This is a genomic window from Pseudonocardia cypriaca, from assembly GCF_006717045.1.
Taxonomy (GTDB): domain Bacteria; phylum Actinomycetota; class Actinomycetes; order Mycobacteriales; family Pseudonocardiaceae; genus Pseudonocardia; species Pseudonocardia cypriaca.
This window is the reverse complement of sequence record NZ_VFPH01000001.1, coordinates 2,184,093-2,201,332: the sequence shown is the minus strand read 5'-3', so window position 1 is coordinate 2,201,332 and position 17,240 is coordinate 2,184,093. Positions and strand designations below refer to the sequence as shown.

23 protein-coding genes are annotated in these 17,240 nt (G+C 71.2%); 8 read left to right on the top strand and 15 right to left on the bottom strand.

Going from position 1 to position 17,240, the window contains the following annotated elements; all coding sequences use genetic code 11:
* Positions 1–50: 50 nt before the first annotated feature.
* Together FB388_RS10470 and FB388_RS10465 are read left to right on the top strand one after the other, a co-directional pair.
* On the top strand, positions 51–491 hold the full coding sequence (locus tag FB388_RS10470; protein WP_246121800.1) for an Lrp/AsnC family transcriptional regulator: 441 nt from the start codon (positions 51–53) through the stop codon (positions 489–491).
* A 41-nt stretch (positions 492–532) separates the two neighbouring features.
* The gene (locus FB388_RS10465) at positions 533–1,264 is read left to right on the top strand and encodes a DUF4191 domain-containing protein (RefSeq protein ID WP_142099839.1); all 732 of its coding nucleotides are present in this window, start codon (positions 533–535) and stop codon (positions 1,262–1,264) included.
* Here the strand turns inward: FB388_RS10465 and FB388_RS10460 are convergent.
* The 3 genes from FB388_RS10460 to FB388_RS10450 are packed head-to-tail and all read right to left on the bottom strand — an operon-like array spanning position 1,261 to position 3,034.
* Positions 1,261–2,028 carry a MerR family transcriptional regulator gene (locus FB388_RS10460; protein ID WP_142099836.1) on the bottom strand — a complete coding sequence of 256 codons (768 nt, stop codon included), beginning with the start codon at positions 2,026–2,028 and terminating at the stop codon, positions 1,261–1,263. The two genes, FB388_RS10465 and FB388_RS10460, sit on opposite strands and share 4 nt — an antisense overlap.
* Positions 2,019–2,546, bottom strand: a complete 528-nt coding sequence (locus tag FB388_RS10455; RefSeq protein ID WP_142099834.1) for a GyrI-like domain-containing protein — start codon at positions 2,544–2,546, stop codon at positions 2,019–2,021. Before FB388_RS10455 ends, FB388_RS10460 begins: the two co-directional genes overlap by 10 nt.
* 35 nt (positions 2,547–2,581) lie before the next feature.
* On the bottom strand, positions 2,582–3,034 hold the full coding sequence (locus tag FB388_RS10450) for an RDD family protein (protein ID WP_142099832.1): 453 nt from the start codon (positions 3,032–3,034) through the stop codon (positions 2,582–2,584).
* A 161-nt stretch (positions 3,035–3,195) separates the two neighbouring features.
* On the opposite strand from FB388_RS10450, the gene glnA reads away from it, so the two are divergent.
* Positions 3,196–4,617 carry a type I glutamate--ammonia ligase gene (gene glnA / locus FB388_RS10445; protein WP_142099830.1) on the top strand — a complete coding sequence of 474 codons (1,422 nt, stop codon included), beginning with the start codon at positions 3,196–3,198 and terminating at the stop codon, positions 4,615–4,617.
* A 111-nt stretch (positions 4,618–4,728) separates the two neighbouring features.
* Entirely contained in the window at positions 4,729–5,235 is a 507-nt protein-coding gene (locus FB388_RS10440) for a class I SAM-dependent methyltransferase (protein WP_425468538.1), read from the top strand.
* Here the strand turns inward: FB388_RS10440 and FB388_RS10435 are convergent.
* Positions 5,190–5,615 carry a MarR family winged helix-turn-helix transcriptional regulator gene (locus FB388_RS10435; RefSeq protein WP_142102865.1) on the bottom strand — a complete coding sequence of 142 codons (426 nt, stop codon included), beginning with the start codon at positions 5,613–5,615 and terminating at the stop codon, positions 5,190–5,192. The two genes, FB388_RS10440 and FB388_RS10435, sit on opposite strands and share 46 nt — an antisense overlap.
* Before the next feature lie 104 nt (positions 5,616–5,719).
* Between FB388_RS10435 and FB388_RS10430 the strand changes: the two genes are divergently transcribed.
* Positions 5,720–6,106 carry a tautomerase family protein gene (locus tag FB388_RS10430; protein WP_142099828.1) on the top strand — a complete coding sequence of 129 codons (387 nt, stop codon included), beginning with the start codon at positions 5,720–5,722 and terminating at the stop codon, positions 6,104–6,106.
* A gap of 179 nt (positions 6,107–6,285) precedes the next feature.
* Positions 6,286–6,546: a hypothetical protein gene (locus tag FB388_RS10425; RefSeq protein WP_142099826.1), complete on the top strand. Its 261-nt coding sequence runs from the start codon at positions 6,286–6,288 to the stop codon at positions 6,544–6,546.
* A 52-nt stretch (positions 6,547–6,598) separates the two neighbouring features.
* On the opposite strand, the gene FB388_RS10420 is transcribed toward FB388_RS10425, so the two are convergent.
* Both FB388_RS10420 and FB388_RS39325 read right to left on the bottom strand, forming a co-directional pair.
* On the bottom strand, positions 6,599–7,969 hold the full coding sequence (locus FB388_RS10420; RefSeq protein WP_142099824.1) for an HNH endonuclease signature motif containing protein: 1,371 nt from the start codon (positions 7,967–7,969) through the stop codon (positions 6,599–6,601).
* Between the two features lie 403 nt (positions 7,970–8,372).
* Positions 8,373–8,780 carry a hypothetical protein gene (locus FB388_RS39325; RefSeq protein ID WP_170225552.1) on the bottom strand — a complete coding sequence of 136 codons (408 nt, stop codon included), beginning with the start codon at positions 8,778–8,780 and terminating at the stop codon, positions 8,373–8,375.
* Here FB388_RS39325 and FB388_RS10410 point away from each other — a divergent pair.
* Positions 8,779–9,747 carry an alpha/beta fold hydrolase gene (locus FB388_RS10410; protein ID WP_142099822.1) on the top strand — a complete coding sequence of 323 codons (969 nt, stop codon included), beginning with the start codon at positions 8,779–8,781 and terminating at the stop codon, positions 9,745–9,747. The two genes, FB388_RS39325 and FB388_RS10410, sit on opposite strands and share 2 nt — an antisense overlap.
* A 6-nt stretch (positions 9,748–9,753) precedes the next feature.
* Here FB388_RS10410 and FB388_RS10405 read toward each other — a convergent pair whose 3' ends face one another.
* Positions 9,754–10,245 (bottom strand): MarR family winged helix-turn-helix transcriptional regulator, encoded by a 492-nt coding sequence (locus tag FB388_RS10405; RefSeq protein WP_142099819.1) that lies wholly within the window; start codon positions 10,243–10,245, stop codon positions 9,754–9,756.
* A gap of 72 nt (positions 10,246–10,317) precedes the next feature.
* On the opposite strand from FB388_RS10405, the gene FB388_RS10400 reads away from it, so the two are divergent.
* Entirely contained in the window at positions 10,318–11,043 is a 726-nt protein-coding gene (locus FB388_RS10400) for an SDR family NAD(P)-dependent oxidoreductase (protein WP_142099817.1), read from the top strand.
* Positions 11,044–11,075: 32 nt separating this feature from the next.
* Here the strand turns inward: FB388_RS10400 and FB388_RS10395 are convergent, their stop codons facing one another.
* From FB388_RS10395 to FB388_RS10360, 8 genes are read right to left on the bottom strand one after another with little or no spacing between them, the layout of a single operon-like run.
* Positions 11,076–11,297 carry a BTAD domain-containing putative transcriptional regulator gene (locus FB388_RS10395; RefSeq protein ID WP_142099815.1) on the bottom strand — a complete coding sequence of 74 codons (222 nt, stop codon included), beginning with the start codon at positions 11,295–11,297 and terminating at the stop codon, positions 11,076–11,078.
* Between the two features lie 19 nt (positions 11,298–11,316).
* Positions 11,317–12,396, bottom strand: a complete 1,080-nt coding sequence (locus FB388_RS10390; protein WP_142099813.1) for a sodium:calcium antiporter — start codon at positions 12,394–12,396, stop codon at positions 11,317–11,319.
* Complete coding sequence (pqqE, locus tag FB388_RS10385; RefSeq protein WP_142099811.1) at positions 12,393–13,499, bottom strand: pyrroloquinoline quinone biosynthesis protein PqqE; 1,107 nt, start codon at positions 13,497–13,499, stop codon at positions 12,393–12,395. Before pqqE ends, FB388_RS10390 begins: the two co-directional genes overlap by 4 nt.
* Complete coding sequence (gene pqqD, locus FB388_RS10380) at positions 13,492–13,779, bottom strand: pyrroloquinoline quinone biosynthesis peptide chaperone PqqD (protein WP_142099809.1); 288 nt, start codon at positions 13,777–13,779, stop codon at positions 13,492–13,494. The genes pqqE and pqqD overlap by 8 nt, the downstream gene beginning before the upstream one ends.
* Positions 13,754–14,458 carry a pyrroloquinoline-quinone synthase PqqC gene (gene pqqC / locus FB388_RS10375; RefSeq protein WP_142099807.1) on the bottom strand — a complete coding sequence of 235 codons (705 nt, stop codon included), beginning with the start codon at positions 14,456–14,458 and terminating at the stop codon, positions 13,754–13,756. The genes pqqD and pqqC overlap by 26 nt, the downstream gene beginning before the upstream one ends.
* On the bottom strand, positions 14,455–15,345 hold the full coding sequence (gene pqqB, locus FB388_RS10370; RefSeq protein WP_142099805.1) for a pyrroloquinoline quinone biosynthesis protein PqqB: 891 nt from the start codon (positions 15,343–15,345) through the stop codon (positions 14,455–14,457). Before pqqB ends, pqqC begins: the two co-directional genes overlap by 4 nt.
* A 55-nt stretch (positions 15,346–15,400) precedes the next feature.
* The gene (gene pqqA / locus FB388_RS40310; RefSeq protein WP_246121799.1) at positions 15,401–15,490 is read right to left on the bottom strand and encodes a pyrroloquinoline quinone precursor peptide PqqA; all 90 of its coding nucleotides are present in this window, start codon (positions 15,488–15,490) and stop codon (positions 15,401–15,403) included.
* 41 nt (positions 15,491–15,531) lie between these two features.
* On the bottom strand, positions 15,532–17,229 hold the full coding sequence (locus FB388_RS10360) for a PQQ-dependent dehydrogenase, methanol/ethanol family (RefSeq protein ID WP_142099801.1): 1,698 nt from the start codon (positions 17,227–17,229) through the stop codon (positions 15,532–15,534).
* Between the last annotated feature and the right edge of the window lie 11 nt (positions 17,230–17,240).

The window sequence follows — 17,240 nt, the reverse complement described above, 5'->3', positions numbered from 1 at the left end:
CCTCGTTCCGAACACCCCGCATCGCGAACGGCCTTCCAGGCGGAAGATCCGTGCTCGACGAGGTGAACCGGCGCATCCTCACGCTGCTCTCCGAGGACCCCCGGCAGAGCGCGGCACAGCTCGCGCGCAAGGTGGGGATGTCCGCGCCCGCGGTGCGCGAACGCGTGGCCAAGCTGGAGGAGACCGGCGTGATCCGCGGCTACCGGCTGGACGTCGACCCGGCGGCGCTCGGCCTCCCCGTCACCGCGTGGGTGCGGGTGCGTCCCGGGCCCGGGCAGATCCCGAAGATCGTGGAGCTGGCCGCGCGGGTCCCGGAGGTCAGCGAGTGCCACCGCATCTCGGGGGAGGACTGCTTCCTGATGAAGGTGCACGTCGCGGCCATCGACGCGCTGGAGGACGTCCTCGACAAGTTCCTGCTGCACGGCCAGACCGTGAGCTCCTTCGTCGTCTCCACTCCGGTGCCTCCGCACACTCCCGGAATCGATACCTGAGGCATGCGCTGACACCGGCAGGACACCCGTATCCTCGACACATGGCCGGTGGGAAGCCCGACAAGGAAGCGAAGCAGGCTGCCAAGCGCGCGCGGCGCGAGGCATCCAGGGCGCGCTACAAGCAGATCTGGCAGGCGTTCCAGATGCAGCGCCGCGAGGACAAGGCGCTGCTGCCGCTCATGGTGGGGGCGCTGCTGCTGTCGGTGGCGGTCTTCTTCGTGATCGGGCTGTTCTTCGGCCTGGAGTGGATCCTGCTGCCGCTCGGCATCGCCGTCGGCGTGCTGGCCGCGGTCAGCATCTTCGGCCGCCGGGTCCAGCGCAACGTCTTCAGCAAGGCCGACGGGCAGCCGGGTGCCGCCGGCTGGGCGCTGGACAACCTGCGCGGCCAGTGGCGGGTCACCCCGGGCGTCGCGGGCACCACCCACCTCGACGCCGTGCACCGGGTCATCGGCCGGCCCGGGATCATCCTCGTCGCCGAGGGCGCCCCGCACCGCGTGAAGAGCCTGCTCGCGCAGGAGAAGAAGCGCACGGCCCGCATCGCCGGCACGATGCCGATCTACGACGTGATCGTCGGCAACGACGAGGGCCAGGTGCCGCTCGCCAAGCTGCAGCGTCACCTCACGAAGCTGCCCCGCAACATCAGCCGCCAGGAGATGGAGACCATGGAGGCGCGGCTGGCCGCGCTGGGCTCCCGCGCTGCGGCCATGCCGAAGGGCCCCCTGCCCGCCGGCGCGAAGATGCGCAGCGTGCAGCGCACGGTCCGCCGCCGCTAGCGGTCCAGCGCCACCGCCACCCGCGTCACCATCTCGTCGGGCCCTGCCGTGTCCGGGTCGGTCAGGTACGTCTCGGTCACCGGGCCCGCCGGGCGGTGGCCGAGCTCGCGCACGTGCTCCAGCAGCGCCGTGTAGGCGAGCGGGAGCTGCGGATGGGGCCCGACGTGCAGGGTGGTGGCCCACGACCCGCCGGGCAGGGCGGTCTCCCCTCCGGCCGAGGGCACGCCCACCTGCACGTCGAACTCGTCGACGAGGTCCAGCGGGAACACCGCGACGAGCGGGGCGCGCCCGGCATCCGCGAGCTCACGCAGCACGAGCCGGCACAGCGCACCCGTGTCCTCGTCGAGCGCGTCCGCCCGCACCCGGCCGCTGCGCCCGCGCAGCTGCACCGGCGCCCGGTCCGCGATCGCGACGGCGTACGGCACCCGCTCGGGCGCCCTGCGCAGCGCGTCGAGCGTGCGCAACGCCTGCTCCCGCCGCACGAGCTCGGCGGCCAGCCGCTCGCGCTGCTCCCCGAGCACGACGGCCACGGCCGCGTCGTCGGGCGCGGAGAGCACCTGCCGCACCACCGGCAGCGGCACGTCGAGGCCGCGCAGCAGCGCGATCGTCGTGGCCGTCCGCACCTGCTCGGCGCGGTAGTAGCGGTAGCCGGAATGCGGATCGACCGATGCCGGGACGAGCAGCCCCTCGGCGTCGTAGTGGCGCACGGCCTTGACCGTGAGCCGCGCCAGGCGGGCGAACTCGCCGATCGGCATCAGACCCATCGGCTCACCGGAACCTGCAGGAGTGTCCGCAGCTGCGCGGGCGGCGTCGTGGACGGGTCGGTCAGGTAGACCTCCGTGTGCGGGCCGGCCGGCACGAGCCCCGAGCGCTCGACGAACGAGTACAGCGCGGCGAGCGACGGACCCTCGTCGGCGTACGGGCCCCGGTGCAGCAGCCGCGCCACCCGCTGTGCCCGCGGGCTGCGCAGGTGCACGGGCGCTCCGAAACGGCCGCCGGCCGTCTCGGCGGCGGCGGCGGTGGCGTGCGGCGGCGCCGGCACGAGCAGGCGCCAGTGCCAGCCGTCGGGCTTGCCGAGGTCGAAGCGCAGCGGGTCGCCGTCCTGGCTGTAGCTGCCTTCCAATGGCACGTCCTCGCGGGCGCCGAGTGCGGCCCGCACGGCGAACAGGGCGCGGACGGCCGCGGTGAACGCGGGCGCCTCCGGGGCGCCGGCACCGTCGACGGTCAGCACGACGCGGGCGGGCAGGTCGACGAGCTCCGGGGCGGTGGTGTCGGTGTGCATGACACGAGACGTTCGGGTCTCCCCCACGGGGAGGGTCAAGCGCGGCTGCGGACGACGACCGTGCGGGTGGCGCGGTCGTGCCAGCCGCGGCCGTCCTCGTCACGGGCGAGGGCGGGCAGCACGAGCGCGATCATCGCCGTGCGCAGCAGGGCTCGCGGCACGCCGATCACCGCGGACGAGTCCAGCGAGGCCACCCGGATCCCGAGCGCCGTCATCCCCGCGCTCGCGCCGAACACGGCCACCGGCACGGCGGTGAGCAGGTACCAGATCCCGAGCACCGACCAGCCGAGGTTCGGGTCGTCGAGCGCGGTGAGCATTGCCGCGATCCCGTACGCCAGGAACCAGTCGATCGCGAGCGCCGCCACCCGCCGCCCCAGCCCGGCCACAGAGCTGACGCCCGAGGCGGGTAGCCCCAGCCAATCCCCGGGGTATGGTCCACCCACCTCGGCAGCGGCGCCGGGCAGCCAGGACTCGATCCAGCGGGCCATGGCCACCAGCCTAGGCAGGTGTGACGAGGAGCAGCCTGCCGCCCGAGTCCGTTAACGTCTGCGAAACAAACGAGTGACGGCTGGGCAACAAGGCCACCATAGGTTCGCCGCCGACGAAGCCAGTTCTACCCGACCAGCGTGTCGCATGAAGGAGTCAGTGGGTGTTCAGCAACTCCGAAGAGGTCCTGAAGTACATCTCGGACGAGGGTGTCGAGTACGTCGACATCAGGTTCTGCGACCTCCCCGGAGTGATGCAGCACCTCACCGTCCCCGCGTCCACCGCCGGTGACCTGCTCGAGAACGGTGCGGCCTTCGACGGCTCGTCCGTCCGCGGCTTCCAGGCGATCAACGAGTCGGACATGGCGCTCTTCGCGGACGCCGCCACCGCCCGGCTCGACCCGTTCCGCAAGCACAAGACGCTGAACATCAACTTCTTCGTGCACGACCCGATCACGGGCGAGCCCTACAGCCGCGACCCGCGCAACGTGGCCCGCAAGGCGGAGGAGTACCTGCGCGCCTCCGGCGTGGCGGACACCGCGTTCATGGCGCCCGAGGCCGAGTTCTACATCTTCGACTCGATCCGCTTCGCCTCCAACCCGCAGGAGTCCTTCCACCACATCGACTCGGTCGAGGGCTGGTGGAACACCGGGCGCGAGGAGCAGGGCGGCAACCTCGGCTACAAGATCAACTACAAGAGCGGCTACTTCCCCGTGCCGCCGGTCGACCACTACGCCGACCTGCGCGCCGACATCGTCAGCAACATGATCGAGAGCGGCTTCACCGTCGAGCGCGAGCACCACGAGGTGGGCACCGCCGGGCAGGCCGAGATCAACTACAAGTTCAACACCCTGCTCCACGCCGCCGACGACATCATGCTGTTCAAGTACCTCGTCAAGAACACGGCGTGGCAGCACGGCAAGACGGCCACCTTCATGCCGAAGCCGCTGTTCGGTGACAACGGCTCGGGCATGCACGTCCACCAGTCGCTCTGGAAGGACGGCCAGCCGCTCTTCCACGACGAGTCCGGCTACGGCGGCCTCTCCGACATCGCGCGCTACTACGTCGGCGGCCTGCTGCACCACGCGCCGAGCCTGCTGGCCTTCACCAACCCGACGGTGAACTCCTACCACCGCCTGGTGCCCGGCTTCGAGGCCCCGGTCAACCTGGTCTACTCGGCCCGCAACCGCTCGGCCTGCATCCGCATCCCGCTCTCGGGAAGCAGCCCCAAGGCCAAGCGCATCGAGTTCCGCTGCCCCGACTCGTCCGGCAACCCGTACCTCGCCTTCTCCGCGATGGTCATGGCCGGCCTCGACGGCATCAAGAACAAGATCGAGCCGCCGGCCCCGATCGACAAGGACCTCTACGAGCTGCCGCCCGAGGAGGCCAAGGACATCCCGCAGGTGCCGGGCAGCCTCGGCGCCGTGATCGACCGGCTCGAGGCCGACCACGACTACCTGCTCGAGGGTGGTGTGTTCACCCCCGACCTGATCGAGACCTGGATCGCGTACAAGCGGGAGAACGAGATCGACCCGCTGCGGCTGCGCCCGCACCCGTACGAGTTCGCGCTGTACTACGACGTCTGATCGGTAGTACTGGCTGATCGGTAGTACTGCCTGATCCGCAACGAAGGCCCGGCGTTCCCGTCCTCGGACGGGGAGCCGGGCCTTCGTCGTGCGGCTGCGACGATGGATCCCGTGCCCGATGCGTGGGGCCGTCGTCACCGGCATCGACGCCAGCGCCGGATGCTGGCGCTGGCCAGGCGGCGGTTGGGCGGTGACGCGGACCTCCACCAGGTCGACCTTCGCGACCCATTGCCGTTCGACGAAGGCGTGTTCGACGTCGTGGTCTCGTCGCTGGTCCTGCACTACGTGGAGGACTGGAATCCGACGCTGGCCGAGTTGCGACGCGTGCTCAGGCCTGGCGGGCGGCTCATCGCGTCGGTGGACCACCCGTTCGTGGCGTACACGATCCACGAACCCCGACCCGACTACTTCGCGACCACCAGCTACACATTCGACTGGACGTTCGGCCGGCAGACCGTGCCGATGAAGTTCTGGCGCAAGCCGTTGCACGCCATGACGGGTGCTTTCACCGCCGCCGGCTTCCGCATCTCCACCATCTGTTCTTCGTCGTCGAGGCTTCGTCGTGAGACTCCTCAGCCGTTGCCCCGGTCGAGGGCCCTGGTGAAGGCGGCCTCGTAGGCCAGGAACGTGTCCACGACCACGCGGCGCTGTTCGGGCGTCAACGGGCCGAGGGCTTCCCGCCACGCCTGAGCGCCCGGGGAGAGCCACTGGGAGACGGCGGGCCGGGCATCGTCGGTGAGGTCGACGATGCGGCGGCGGCGGTCCGCCTCGTCCGCGCGCCGGCGCAGGACGTCCTTCTGGGTCAGCTCGCCCACGATCAAGCTCACCGTGGTCGGCGCAACCGACAGTCGCTCGGCCAGCTGGGACACGGTGAGCGGACCGTCGAGCAGCAGCATCGACAACAGCGACAGGTGCCGCGGTGTCAGGTCCAGCGATCGGAGCCGCTCCGGCGGCGGCAGGCGCTTGATCCGACCGACCAGCCGCGGCAGCACGGGCATCAGCTCCCGGATCGCGTCGTCGGTCGACTCCGACGTTGACACTCGCCGACCTCCTCACTACCTTTGGAATCAAATGCTTTGATTCAGAAGACATCGGAGACGGTATGCCGCATCTGATCGTGTACGCCAGCGAGAGCGACCTGACCGGCCACGAGCGTGAGCTGATCGCCGCACTGACCGACGCCGTCGTCGCGGTCTACGGGGAATGGGCTCGCGACATCGCAGTCGTGCAGCTGATCGGCCTCCCCGACGGCCGCTGGGGCATCGGCGGCAAGCCCGTGGAGAACCCGGCCCCACGCGTCACGTTCGGCATCAAGGAGGCCGCCTTCTCCCGTCCCGACGCCGAGGACATCGTGGCTCGGCTCACCGCCGGAGTGACGGACGCCCTGGTCACGGTGCTCGGCGAGCGAGTCCGCTCGGGCGCAGCGGTGGAGCTGGTCGGTGTTCCAGCCGGCCGCAGCAGTGTCGGCGGCAAGGTGGACACCACCTGAGGCGCTCGCACGCTCACCCGCCCTCGCGCGGCGAGCCCCGGCCTTCGTCGTAGGCGGTTGGCGCGGCTGGACGAACCTCGCCGCCCGCGCAGGGCTGTTGCTTCCGCCGAGGAGGTCCGCTCACTAGGCTTGCCCGTCCGGAATTCTCCGCACGCCCGTTGAGCAGGAAGGGGCGGACGATGACGACGCCGGTGGAATGCGTGATCCTCGACATCCCGGACGGACTGCGTCTCGACCTGCTGGGTCTCGTCGTAGAGGTCGGTCGGGTCCGGATCGTGGCCGACCGGGCCGGCCTGCTCGGCGGCCTGCTCGCCTCCCTGACGTGCGGTGGTACTGCCGCCGCGGACAGGCTCGAGGCGATGGCACAGCTGATCCGGACCCAGGAGGGAGCGGCGGCCGAAGGCGGTCGGCCGGAGCCGGAAGCAGCCACCCCTGCCTAGCTCACCAGGTGGTCGGTGGTGCTTCGCGTTCCGCGGAACGCGGCGCGGGGGTTCAGGCGGCGGTCCTGATCCTGCGAGGTAGCAGCGCGTCCAGGATCGGCTGCGGGTCGAGCCGTTCGCCATACCAGTCCGGAGTCAGGGTGGTGCGGGTGATCCGCAGCCGGGCGCGGGTGTGCATCTCGATCAGACTCTCGCGGCTACCGGTCAACATCGGTGCGACGGCGGGAATCGCAGTGTTATCCGGGCGGCTGAACTCCCAGCCGTCGGAGGTCCATCGGATGTGGTAGCCGTGGTCGTGGATCAGGCGGTGGTGGAAGCTGCAGACCAGGACCAGGTTGTCGACGTCAGTGGGGCCGCCGTGCAGCCAGTGCTGCACGTGGTGGGCGTGTAGGTAGTGGGTGTGGGTGCAGCCGGGGAACCGGCAGCCCGCCCCGTCGCGCACGGTCAGCGCCGCGATCTGCGCGGGGGTGGCCAGGCGGCGGGAGCGGCCCAGGTACAGCCGGTTGCCCTTCCGGTCGTTGAGCAGGACCTGGGCGCGGGCGTCGCAGGTCAGCCGCTGCGCGGTGGTGGCCGGGATCTCCGGGCCGCCCTCTAGGCGGGCGGTACCGGTGGTGGCGTCCAGGTGCACGATCACCTGGGCCTGCCCGCGCTCGACCACCGGGCCACTTTCCTCCCCGCCCTCCCGGTTGACCAGGGTGAGCAGGGCATCGGCCCGGCGGGCAGCGACCCGGTCCGCGGCTGGGCCGGGTTCGTGTTCGCGGGCCTGCTGGTCCAGGTCGTCGGGTGCGGGCGAGACCGGATGGTGTGCCGGGGCGCTGGCGGGGACCAAAGATTCGATGGCGCTGATGAGGGCGGCCCCGTCCTCGGGGGTGAGCCGGGCGCGCAGGATCAGGGAGCCGTCCTCGTCCCAGTGCCAGGTCAGGGATCGGCGGACGGCGAGGTCTTCGGGTGGCGTGTGGCGGCGGCGCACGGCCCGCACCACCGTCTCCACATGGCTGGCGGTGCCGGACAACGCGAGGTTGAGCAGCACCCGCTCCGCGGTCTCCGGATCCGCGACCGCGGTGTGCCGCAGCTGCGGCTCCCCGGCGGCGATGTCGGCGGCGATTCGGGTCAGGGTGGCGGTGTCCGAGCCGGTGATGCGGGTGATCGCCCGAACCTTCGAGTAGGAGATCCGCCCAGCAGCGAACGCTTCGGTGATGCGGGGCAGGTGCTGCAGGGCGCGCGCGACCCGCAGGTGCTCGGTGGCGGTGCGCAGGCTCATCCCGGCCCGCCAGGACAGCCAGTGCGCGCACGAGCGGATCCCGTCCCCACACCAGCCACCCCGCTCGTCGAACTCGGCCAGCAACTGCAGGAACCGGCATTCCGCAGCCGCGATGTGCCCGGCCAAACCCAGCAACTCCGACTCCAGCACGGAGGTGCTCATGGCCTGCAACGGAGTCGGCAGCGAAATCACAGCAGCAGCGGGCACGAAAACCCCCTGGAATCGGATCAATGTGCACCCTCAGAATGACACGGGGGTCCGACAATTCCAGGCAGCAGACGTTCCGCGGAACGCAGGGAAAGCAGCGACGTCGTGGTGATCGTGGCGAACGGGTTCGGGAACAGGACAGTCCCCGCCCACTCGGCAGCGACGGTCTCGTCCAAGCAGGCGTGCCCCCGCGTCGGTGACGGCCGCCAGCGCAACCACAATATTCGGTAGTTGTGCCAAACCGGCCACCACGCCACGCAAGAGGGCCGACCGAGCCCGTGAATTCACGCGAAGCCAGGAGCCGTGCCCGACTCCTTGCGGCGCGAGCCGGGAACGGCGCGCCAACCGCAAGCGGAACTCAGCCGAGCCACCGCGCAGCAGCCTCGAAGATGCCATCCGGCGTGCTGTTGAAGGCAATGGCTGCATCAGGCGCACGCCGGCGCACGAGGTTGACGATGCGTTCGAACAGCTCGAGCTGGTTGCGTACGCCACCGCCGATGACGACGACCTCCCACGGGCGGCGGTCGAGCGCCTCGGTGACGACCGCGTCGATGTCGTCGCTCCCGTCGAGCCCGAACAGGCAGGCCTCGACGCCGACCCCGGCGTCGACGAAACGAGCCATGCCGACGGCGATCGCCTCCGCGACGGGCGCGGGGTCCCACGGTCCTGGCACCCGGTACGGGTCGAACCCGATCACCAGCGCGCGTGGTCCGGGAGGTTCGCTGTTCACCTCCCGGAAGCTAGTGCCCCGTAGGTTGAGGACCATGGACGCACCCGCGATCACGCACCGGTTCGTCGACGTGCACGGCCTGCGGATCCACCTGGCCGAGGCCGGGCCGGTGGACGGGCCGGTCGTCCTGCTGCTGCACGGGTTCCCCGAGTGCTGGTACTCCTGGCGCCACCAGCTGGTGGCGCTCGCGGCGGCCGGGTTCCGCGTCGTCGCGCCCGACCAGCGCGGGTACGCGCGCAGCGATGCACCGGCGGCGATCGAGGACTACACGATGCTGCACCTCGTGGGGGACGCGGTCGGGGTGCTGGACGTCGTCGGGGCCGAGCGGGCGGTCGTGGTGGGGCACGACTGGGGTGCCCCGGTCGCATGGCACACGGCGTTGCTGCGGCCCGACCGCGTGCACGGCGTCGTCGGGTTGTCGGTGCCGTTCCGGCCGCGCGGCTCGGCCCGCCCCACCGAGGCGTTCGCCCGCCGCTTCGGTCCCGGGTACTACATGCTGCACTTCCAGGCGCCCGGGGTGGCCGACGCCGAGCTGGCGGCCGATCCGCGGGCGACGTTCCGGCGGCTGCTCGCGAACACGTCGGGCGGGACGCCGCCGCCGCTGCCGGTCGTCGAGCCGGGCGGCGGTTTCCTGGGGTTCCTGCCGGAACCGGACGAGCTCCCGGCGTGGCTCACCGAGCAGGACCTCGACGTCTACGTCGAGGAGTACCGCGACCGCGGGTTCACGGGCGGGCTGAACTGGTACCGCAACATCGACCGCAGCTGGGAGCTCACCGCCGCGTGGCACGGGGCTCCGGTCACGCGGCCCGCGTTGTACCTGGCCGGCGAGCACGACCTCGTGATCGCCGGCGTACCGGCCGACGCCCTCGCCGACTCCCTGCGGCACACGCTCCCCGACCTGCGGGGCGCCACCGTGCTGCCCGACTGCGGGCACTGGACGCAGCAGGAGCGGCCGGAGGAGGTCAGCACCGCGATCGTCGAGTTCGCCGGCAGCCTCACCTGACCCCTTTCACAGACCGGCGTGCAGCGCGCGCAGCAGCCGGGTCAGCTCGGCGCGTTCGTCCGGCGCCAGGTGGGCGACGAGCCGCTCCTCGGCCGCGAGGAACTCGGCGATGTCCCGGTCGATCCGCTCGCGGCCGACGGGCGTCAGCTCGACGGTCGAGGTGTGCCCGCCGGCCGTGCGCCGGGTCTCCACCAGCCCGGCGGCTTCGGCACGCGCCACCCGCTGGCTGATCGCGCCGCCCGAGACGAGGCACGCCTGCGTGAGCTGGGCGGGCGTCATCCGGAACGGCTCCCCCGAGCGGCGCAGGGTGGCGAGGAGGTCGAACGTCGCGCTGTCGATGCCCAGCGCCGCGAGGGTGCGCCTGCGGTGATCGGCGAACGCCTTGGCGATGCGCAGGACGCGCGCCACGACTCCGATCGACGCCACGGGCACGTCGGGGCGCTCGCGCGCCCACTGGTCGGCGATCTCGTCCACCGCGTCACGGTCGTCGTGGCCCACCGCACAGACTTTAGCCCTAAAGACCTGCTACGGTCGAGGCGCCCGAGTCTTTAGAGCTAAAGAGGAGGACCCGTGACAAGGACCGCAGTCGTCACCGGTGGCGCGACCGGCATCGGGCGCGCAGTAGCCGAACAGCTCGGCCGGGAGGGCGCCGAGGTCACGATCGTCGGACGCAGGCGGGACGTCCTCGCAGCGGCCGCGGCCGAGATCGGTGCGAAGGCGGTGGCCTTCGACGCCTCCGACCCGGCGTCCGTCACCGCCGCACTGCCGCAGCTGCCGGAGACGATCGACGTGCTGGTGAACGCGGCGGGCGGCAACACCGACCTGGGAGCCGAGCGGCCGGCCGACCAGCTCGTCGCCACGCGCAGCTCGTGGCTGGCCAACTTCGAGGCGAACGTGCTCACCGCAGTGCTCGTCACGACCGCCCTGCTGCCCCGGATCGCGGACGGGGGGCGGATCGTCAACCTCGGTTCGGTGACCGCGCGGTCGGGCGGCGGCAGCTACGGCGCTGTGAAGGCCGCGCTCGAACCGTGGACCAGCGAGCTCGCCTTCCAGCTCGGCAAGCGTGGGATCACCGCCAACGTGGTGTCACCCGGGCCGACGGAAGGCACCGAGTTCTTCGGCGGGGCGGACTTCCCGCCTGCGCGCCGGGCCTTCGCGGAGAGCCGCAGCGCGGACGGCAGGCTCGGGCGGGCCGAGGAGGTCGCCGCGCTCGTCGCGTTCGTGGCCTCGCCACAGGCTTCGCACCTCACCGGCCAGGTGCTCCACGTGAGCGGCGGGATGCACCTCGGTCGTTGACCGGTGCCGGCCCGCTGCGGCGACGAGCGCCGTCAGCTCCGGCGACGGGTGACGCCCAGCTCGCGCCGCACCAGGCTGCGGTAGAGCGTGTAGCTGCGGCGGGCCTCGACGTGGTTCCCCTCGGCCGCGTGCGTCTCCACGAGGACGCGCTGGGCGCTCTCCCGCAGCGGCTCCGCCTCGACGGCCACCATCGCGACGTCGACGGCTTCCGCGTAGCGACCACGCACCGTGACAGGGTGGTACCGACGCGTCACCGCGTCGTCGCGGGCCGAGCTAGTCCATCTCGATCGGCGGCCCTCCGAGGACGCCGAAGCTGATCGCCCAGTAGGCGATGTAGAGGGCGAGCAGCACGACGCCGTGCCAGCGGCGCAGCCTGCCGGTGGAGATGAAGTAGGCACCCAGCCCGGTCACGACGATGAGGGCGGGCAGGTGCCAGGTGAGCACCTCGGGCTCCACCACGATCCCGCCGGCGAGGAGGATGACGCCCAGCTTGCCGGTGACGGAGAAGACGACGCTGCCGATGACGTTGCCTACGCCGATCTCCGGCACGCCGCGGCGGATGGGTTCCACGGTCAGGAAGATGTCCTCGATGGTGAGGACGGCGGTCACGATCGTCGCGCCGAACAGGGTGCCCTGGAGCCCGTAGGTCTCGAGGATGCCCTCGGTGCCGATGCCCGTGGTCGCGGCGCCGATGACGAGCCCGGCGAGGGCGAGCACCGCGAGGCCGAGCCGGGCCAATCCGGATCGGCGCCGGGTCGTGACGAACGGCATCGTGTCGGAGAACGCCGTCTCGTCCGGTGGCTCGGCGGGAGCTACGGCGGTGGCGCTGGAGGTGGGACCGGAGGTGGCGCTGCCGCCGGACGCGCGGGCCGCGGCGTACGCCTCGTACATCTCGGCGTCCCGGAAGACCGGGGTGTCGGCGCGCGTCTCGCGCGCGGCGACGAAGGCGATGAACACGACGAAGAGCGCGAGCAGGATCGCGCCGTGCACCGGGCCGAGCGGCGCCATCAGCGTGAACACGACCATCACGAGCGGTGCGGCTCCGAGGGCGACGACGTACTCGCGGGGGATGTTCACGCGGGTCGGGGTCAGGAGGGCGGCGATCGCGAGTACGACCCCGGTCATCGAGAGCGCAGTGCCGAACACGACGCCGAGGGCGACCCCCTCCAGGTCCTCCAGGTTGAGCGCCACCCCGAGGAAGATGTCGTCGAACTCGATGCCGGTGAAGATGATCGCCAGCAGGAACACCGACACCCGCAGCCCGCTCGCGATCCCGACGAGGTAGCCGATGAGCTTCTCGGCGCTGTAGATCAGGAGCACCGCGCCCGCGATGAAGACGAGGATCGACGTCACAGGACCACCTCTCGTGGATGGGGGCGCGGTGTCAGCGCCACCTCGTGCGGACCCGCCGCGTCGTCGGCCCGATCGTTGGCGCGGCGCACGGCGGCGGTGACGATGTCGTGGTCCGGGGAGAGGTGGCAGACCGGATCGGTGCGCGCGGCGTCGCCGGTGAGCTGGAACGCCTGGCAGCGGCAGCCGCCGAAGTCGAGCTCGCGGCGCTCGCAGCCGCGGCACGGCTGCGGCATCCAGTCCGTGCCGCGGAACCGCTGGAAGAGCGGCGACTCCTCCCAGATCCACTCGAGCGACCGCTCGCGCACGTTCGCGCGGGGCAGGGGGAGCTCGTGCGCGGCCAGGCATGGCAGCGCGTCGCCGTTGGGTGCGACGACGACCTGGCGGCTCGCCCAGCCGCCCATGCAGGGCTTGGGGTAGCGCTCGTAGTAGTCGGGGAGGATGTAGAGGATCTGCATCCGGCTGCGCAGCCGCTCGCGCGCTTCCCGCACCACCTGCTCGGCCCGTTCGAGCTGCTCCCGGGTCGGCAGCAGGGCGGCCCGGTTGCGCCACGCCCATCCGTAGTACTGGGTGTTGGCCAGCTCGACGCGGTCGGCGCCCATCTCCTCGACGAGCGCGAGGATGCCCTCGATCCGGTCCAGGTTCTGCCGGTGCAGCACCACGTTCACGGTCAGCGGCCAGCCCAGCTCCTTCACGGTGCGGGCGGCATCGATCTTGCGCTGATAGGACGGTGTGCCGGCCAGCCGGTCGGACAGCACCGGCTCGTCGGCCTGCACGCTGATCTGCACGTGGTCGAGCCCGGCCTCGCGCAGCTGCTCGGCCCGCGCGGCGGACAGACCGAGCCCGCTCGTCACGAGGTTCGAGTACATCCCCAGCTCGCGGCCCGTCCGCACCAGCTCGACGACGTCGCGGCGGCGCAGCGGCTCCCCGCCCGACAGGTGCAGCTGCAGCGCGCCGAGCTCCCTGCTCTCGGTGAACACCCGCTGCCACTCCCCCGTGCTCAGCTCGTCGGTGTATCGGCTGAGCTCGAGCGGGTTGGAGCAGTACGCGCAGTGCAGCGGGCACTCGTAGGTGAGCTCGGCGAGCAGCGCGAACGGCCTATCCACGGTCCACCTCCACGCACCGCCGCTCGACGAGCCGGTCGAGGAACGTCCGCACCTCCTCGTCGACGACGCGCGCGTACCGGGAGCTCAGCTCGGCGACGATCTCGGCGACGGTCCGCTTCCCGTCGCACAGTTCGAGCACGTCCGAGCCCGTGGCGTTGAGGACGACGACGGTCTCCGGGGACAGCAGCACGTGCCGCTCCCGGGCGGGGTCGAACGTCAACCGGACGTGCGGCGCGAGGAGGGGCCGGTCGTGACTATCTACAAGCCTGGTCGATGGCATCGAGCATGCTCCAGAGGACGTCGTTCTTGAACGCGAGCGCCGCCACGGCGGCGGCCTGCTCGGCCGGCGTGCGGCAGTGCTCGGTCACGACCTCGAGGGCGTGCTCGGAGTCGCGGGGCGCCTGGGTGAGCCGGGCCCGGAAGTAGGCGAGGCCCGCCGGGTCGATCCAGTCGTAGTGCCGCTCGAACGCGGCGAGGCGCTCGGCCATCAGGTCCGGCGCGAACAGCTCGGTCAGCGACGAGGCGACCGCCTCGACCCACGGCCGGGTGCGGGCGAAGTTCACGTACGCGTCCACCGCGAACCGGACGCCCGGCACGACGTGCCGCTCGTCGGCCACCTCGGTGCGGGAGAGCCCCACCGCCTCGCCGAGCGAGAGCCACGCCTCGATCCCGCCCTCGCCGGGCCCGGTGCCGTCGTGGTCGACGATCCGGCGGATCCAGCGCCTGCGCACCTCCGGGTCCGGGCAGTTGGACAGGATGGCGGCGTCCTTGCGGGGGATGCTCGCCTGGTAGTAGAAGCGGTTGGCCACCCAGCCCTGAACCTGCCGCCGGTTCAGCGAGCCCTCGTTCATGCGGCGGTGGAAGGGGTGCAGCGAGTGGTAGCGCTGGGACTGGGCGCGCAACGCGGAGACGAACTGATCGGTAGCCAAATGATCGGTACCAGCGACCGTCGCCGTCATACCTGCACCTCCATGCCGTCCACGGCCACCTCCATCCCGTGCTCCTCGACGGTGCGCCGCTCGCGCGAGTCGTCGAGCAGGATCGGGTTCGTGTTGTTGATGTGGATGTAGATCTTTCGGGCGATCGGCAGCGGGGCGAGCTGCGCCAGGCTCCCGCCGGGACCGTCGATGGGCAGGTGTCCCATCTCCCGCGACGTCTTGCCGGCCAGGCCGAGCTGGACCATCTCGTCGTCACGCCAGCAGGTGCCGTCGACGAGCAGGCAGGAGCAGTCGTCCAGCTGGTCGCGCACCGGTAGGAACGACTGCATGCCCGGCAGGTGGACGGCGGAGCGGCCGGTGCGCTCGTCGGTGAGGCGGTACCCGACCACCCGCCCCTTCTCCGACCCGGAACCGAAGCGAGCGCGTTTGCTCGTCGGCACGTCGAACGCCCGGTAGGACAACCCGTCACCGAGCGGGACGTCGGCGTCCGGCACCACCGGATGCCAGCGCACCGGGCAGTACGCCTCCAGCGTCCGCAGCAGCGACGTCCCGTCGGCGAGCGTGGCGCGCACCGCCTCCGTCGAGTGCACGTCGACGCCCCGCCCCTCCCGCAGGAGCAGCAGGCCGAGCGTGTGGTCGAGCTCCGCGTCGGTGAGCAGCACGCCCTGGATCGGCGTGGTGCGACCGTCGCGGGGGCGCAGGGCGGGGAAGGACTCGATCTGGCTCCGGACGTCGGGTGAGGCGTTCAGCAGGTACCAGCGCCGCCGGTCGGCGCTCACCGCCACCGACGACTGCGTGCGGGGCCGGCAGGGCCGGGTGCCGTCCCGGACCGCCCGGCATCCCGGGCAGTCGCAGTTCCACTGCGGGAACCCGCCCCCGGCCGCCGACCCCAGCACACGGATCCACATCGTCGGAGTCCCCCTCCTCGGGGGACGCCGCTGCCGACGTCCCCCAGAACCCGTTTCAGTCGTCCATCCGAGCGACGTACATCGTCACCTCGGGTGCGCACGCGAATTCCTCGAACTCGGGGGTCTCCCATTCAGCGAGCTCCACAGGGTCACCTCCTTTCGGTCGCTGTTTCACGATTCGCCGACTCACTCCTCGGGGAGTGCGAAGGTGATGAGCGCGCTGCCGTGGCCCGCGCCGAGCATTCCGGGCAGGAACCCCTCGGCCCATCCGCCCCAGCCGACCGGCACGGCGACGTACTGCCGTCCGTCCACGCTGTAGGTCGAAGGGCTGCTGTGGTGGCCGCTGCCGCACTGGAACTGCCACAGCTGCTCGCCGGTGTTGGCGTCCAGCGCGATGAACTCGCCGGTCGGCTTACCGGCGAACACCAGGTCGCCGGCAGTGGCCAACGTCGACGCGCACATCGGCAGGTCGTTGCGGTAGCGCCACTTCTCGTCGCCGTTCGCGTCGAACGCGCTGATGGACCCCGCCATGTCCTCGATGTCCACCTGAACGCCCGCGCCCCAGTAGGGGATGCTCTCCTTGAACTCCCGGCGCCGCCGGGTGGCGGTCGCCCCGGTGTCCTGCACCGGCACGTAGAAGAGCCCGGTCCGAGGGCTGTAGGACGCGTGCGTCCATTCCTTGGCACCGGCCGGTCCCGGGTAGAAGTGGACCGGTTCGCCCTCCTTGTCGGGGTAGACCTTGGCCGTCACCTGGCCTTCCCGGGTGATCGCCCCCCACGTGATCCGGTCCACGAAGGGCGTGATGCTGACCCGCTCACCGTTGGTGCGGTCCAGCACGAAGAAGTAGCCGTTCTTGTCGAAGTGCCCGAGCAGCTTGCGGTCCTCGTGCTCGAACAGGATGCACTCGGCGATGCTGTCGTAGTCCCACACGTCGTGCGGGGTGCACTGGTAGTGCCAGCGGATCTGGCCGCTGTCGACGTCGACGGCGACGACGCTGTCTGTGAAGAGGTTGTCGCCCTCCCGGACCTCGCCGTCGAAGTCGGGCGCCGGGTTGCCGGTGCCCACGTACAGCAGGTTGGTCTCGGCGTCGAAGGTGCTGGTGAGCCAGCAGTTCGCGCCGCCGCGCTGCCATGCCTCGCCGTCGGGCCACGTCTCGGAGCCGGGCTCACCGGGCTTCGGCACCATGTAGCAGCGCCACTGGTGCTCGCCGGAGTCGACGTCGAAGGCGTCGAGGTGGCCGCGTACGCCGAACTCGCCGCCGGAGCTGCCGACGATGACGAGGTTCTTCACGACCAGCGGGGCGACCGTGGCGCTCTCACCGGCCCGCACGTCGCCGTAGGTCTTGTCCCAGACGCGCTTGCCGTTGGTGGCGTCGAGCGCGAGGACGTGGGCGTTCGCGGTGACGAAGAAGACCTTCCCCTTGGCCACGGCGACGCCGCGGTTCACGTTCCCGCAGCACAGCGACACGTCGAACGGGATCGCGTGCTTGTAGCGCCAGATCTCCACCCCCGACTTCGCGTCGAGGGCCCATACCCAGCCGTCCCAGCCGGATACGAACATCACCCCGTCGACGACGATCGGGGTGGCCTCGAACGAGTACGTGGACGCACCCGCGATCAGTCCGCTCGTGCCGGCCTGGAACACCCATGCCGGGGTGAGCCGCTTGATGTTCTCCGTGTTGACCTGGTCCAGCGGGCTGAAGCGCTGCCCGTTGTACGCCCCGTAGTAGGTGAGCCAGTTCTGCGGCTCCTCACGGGCGTTGAGGATGCGGTCGTAGGTGACTTCTGCCACCACCGGTGGCGCAATATCCGCGCCCGGCGTCTTGTAGTTGAGGAGTCCCTGGTTGATGGCCTCGCCCGCGTCGACGTAATCAGCGGTCGTCATGTCCTCTCCTC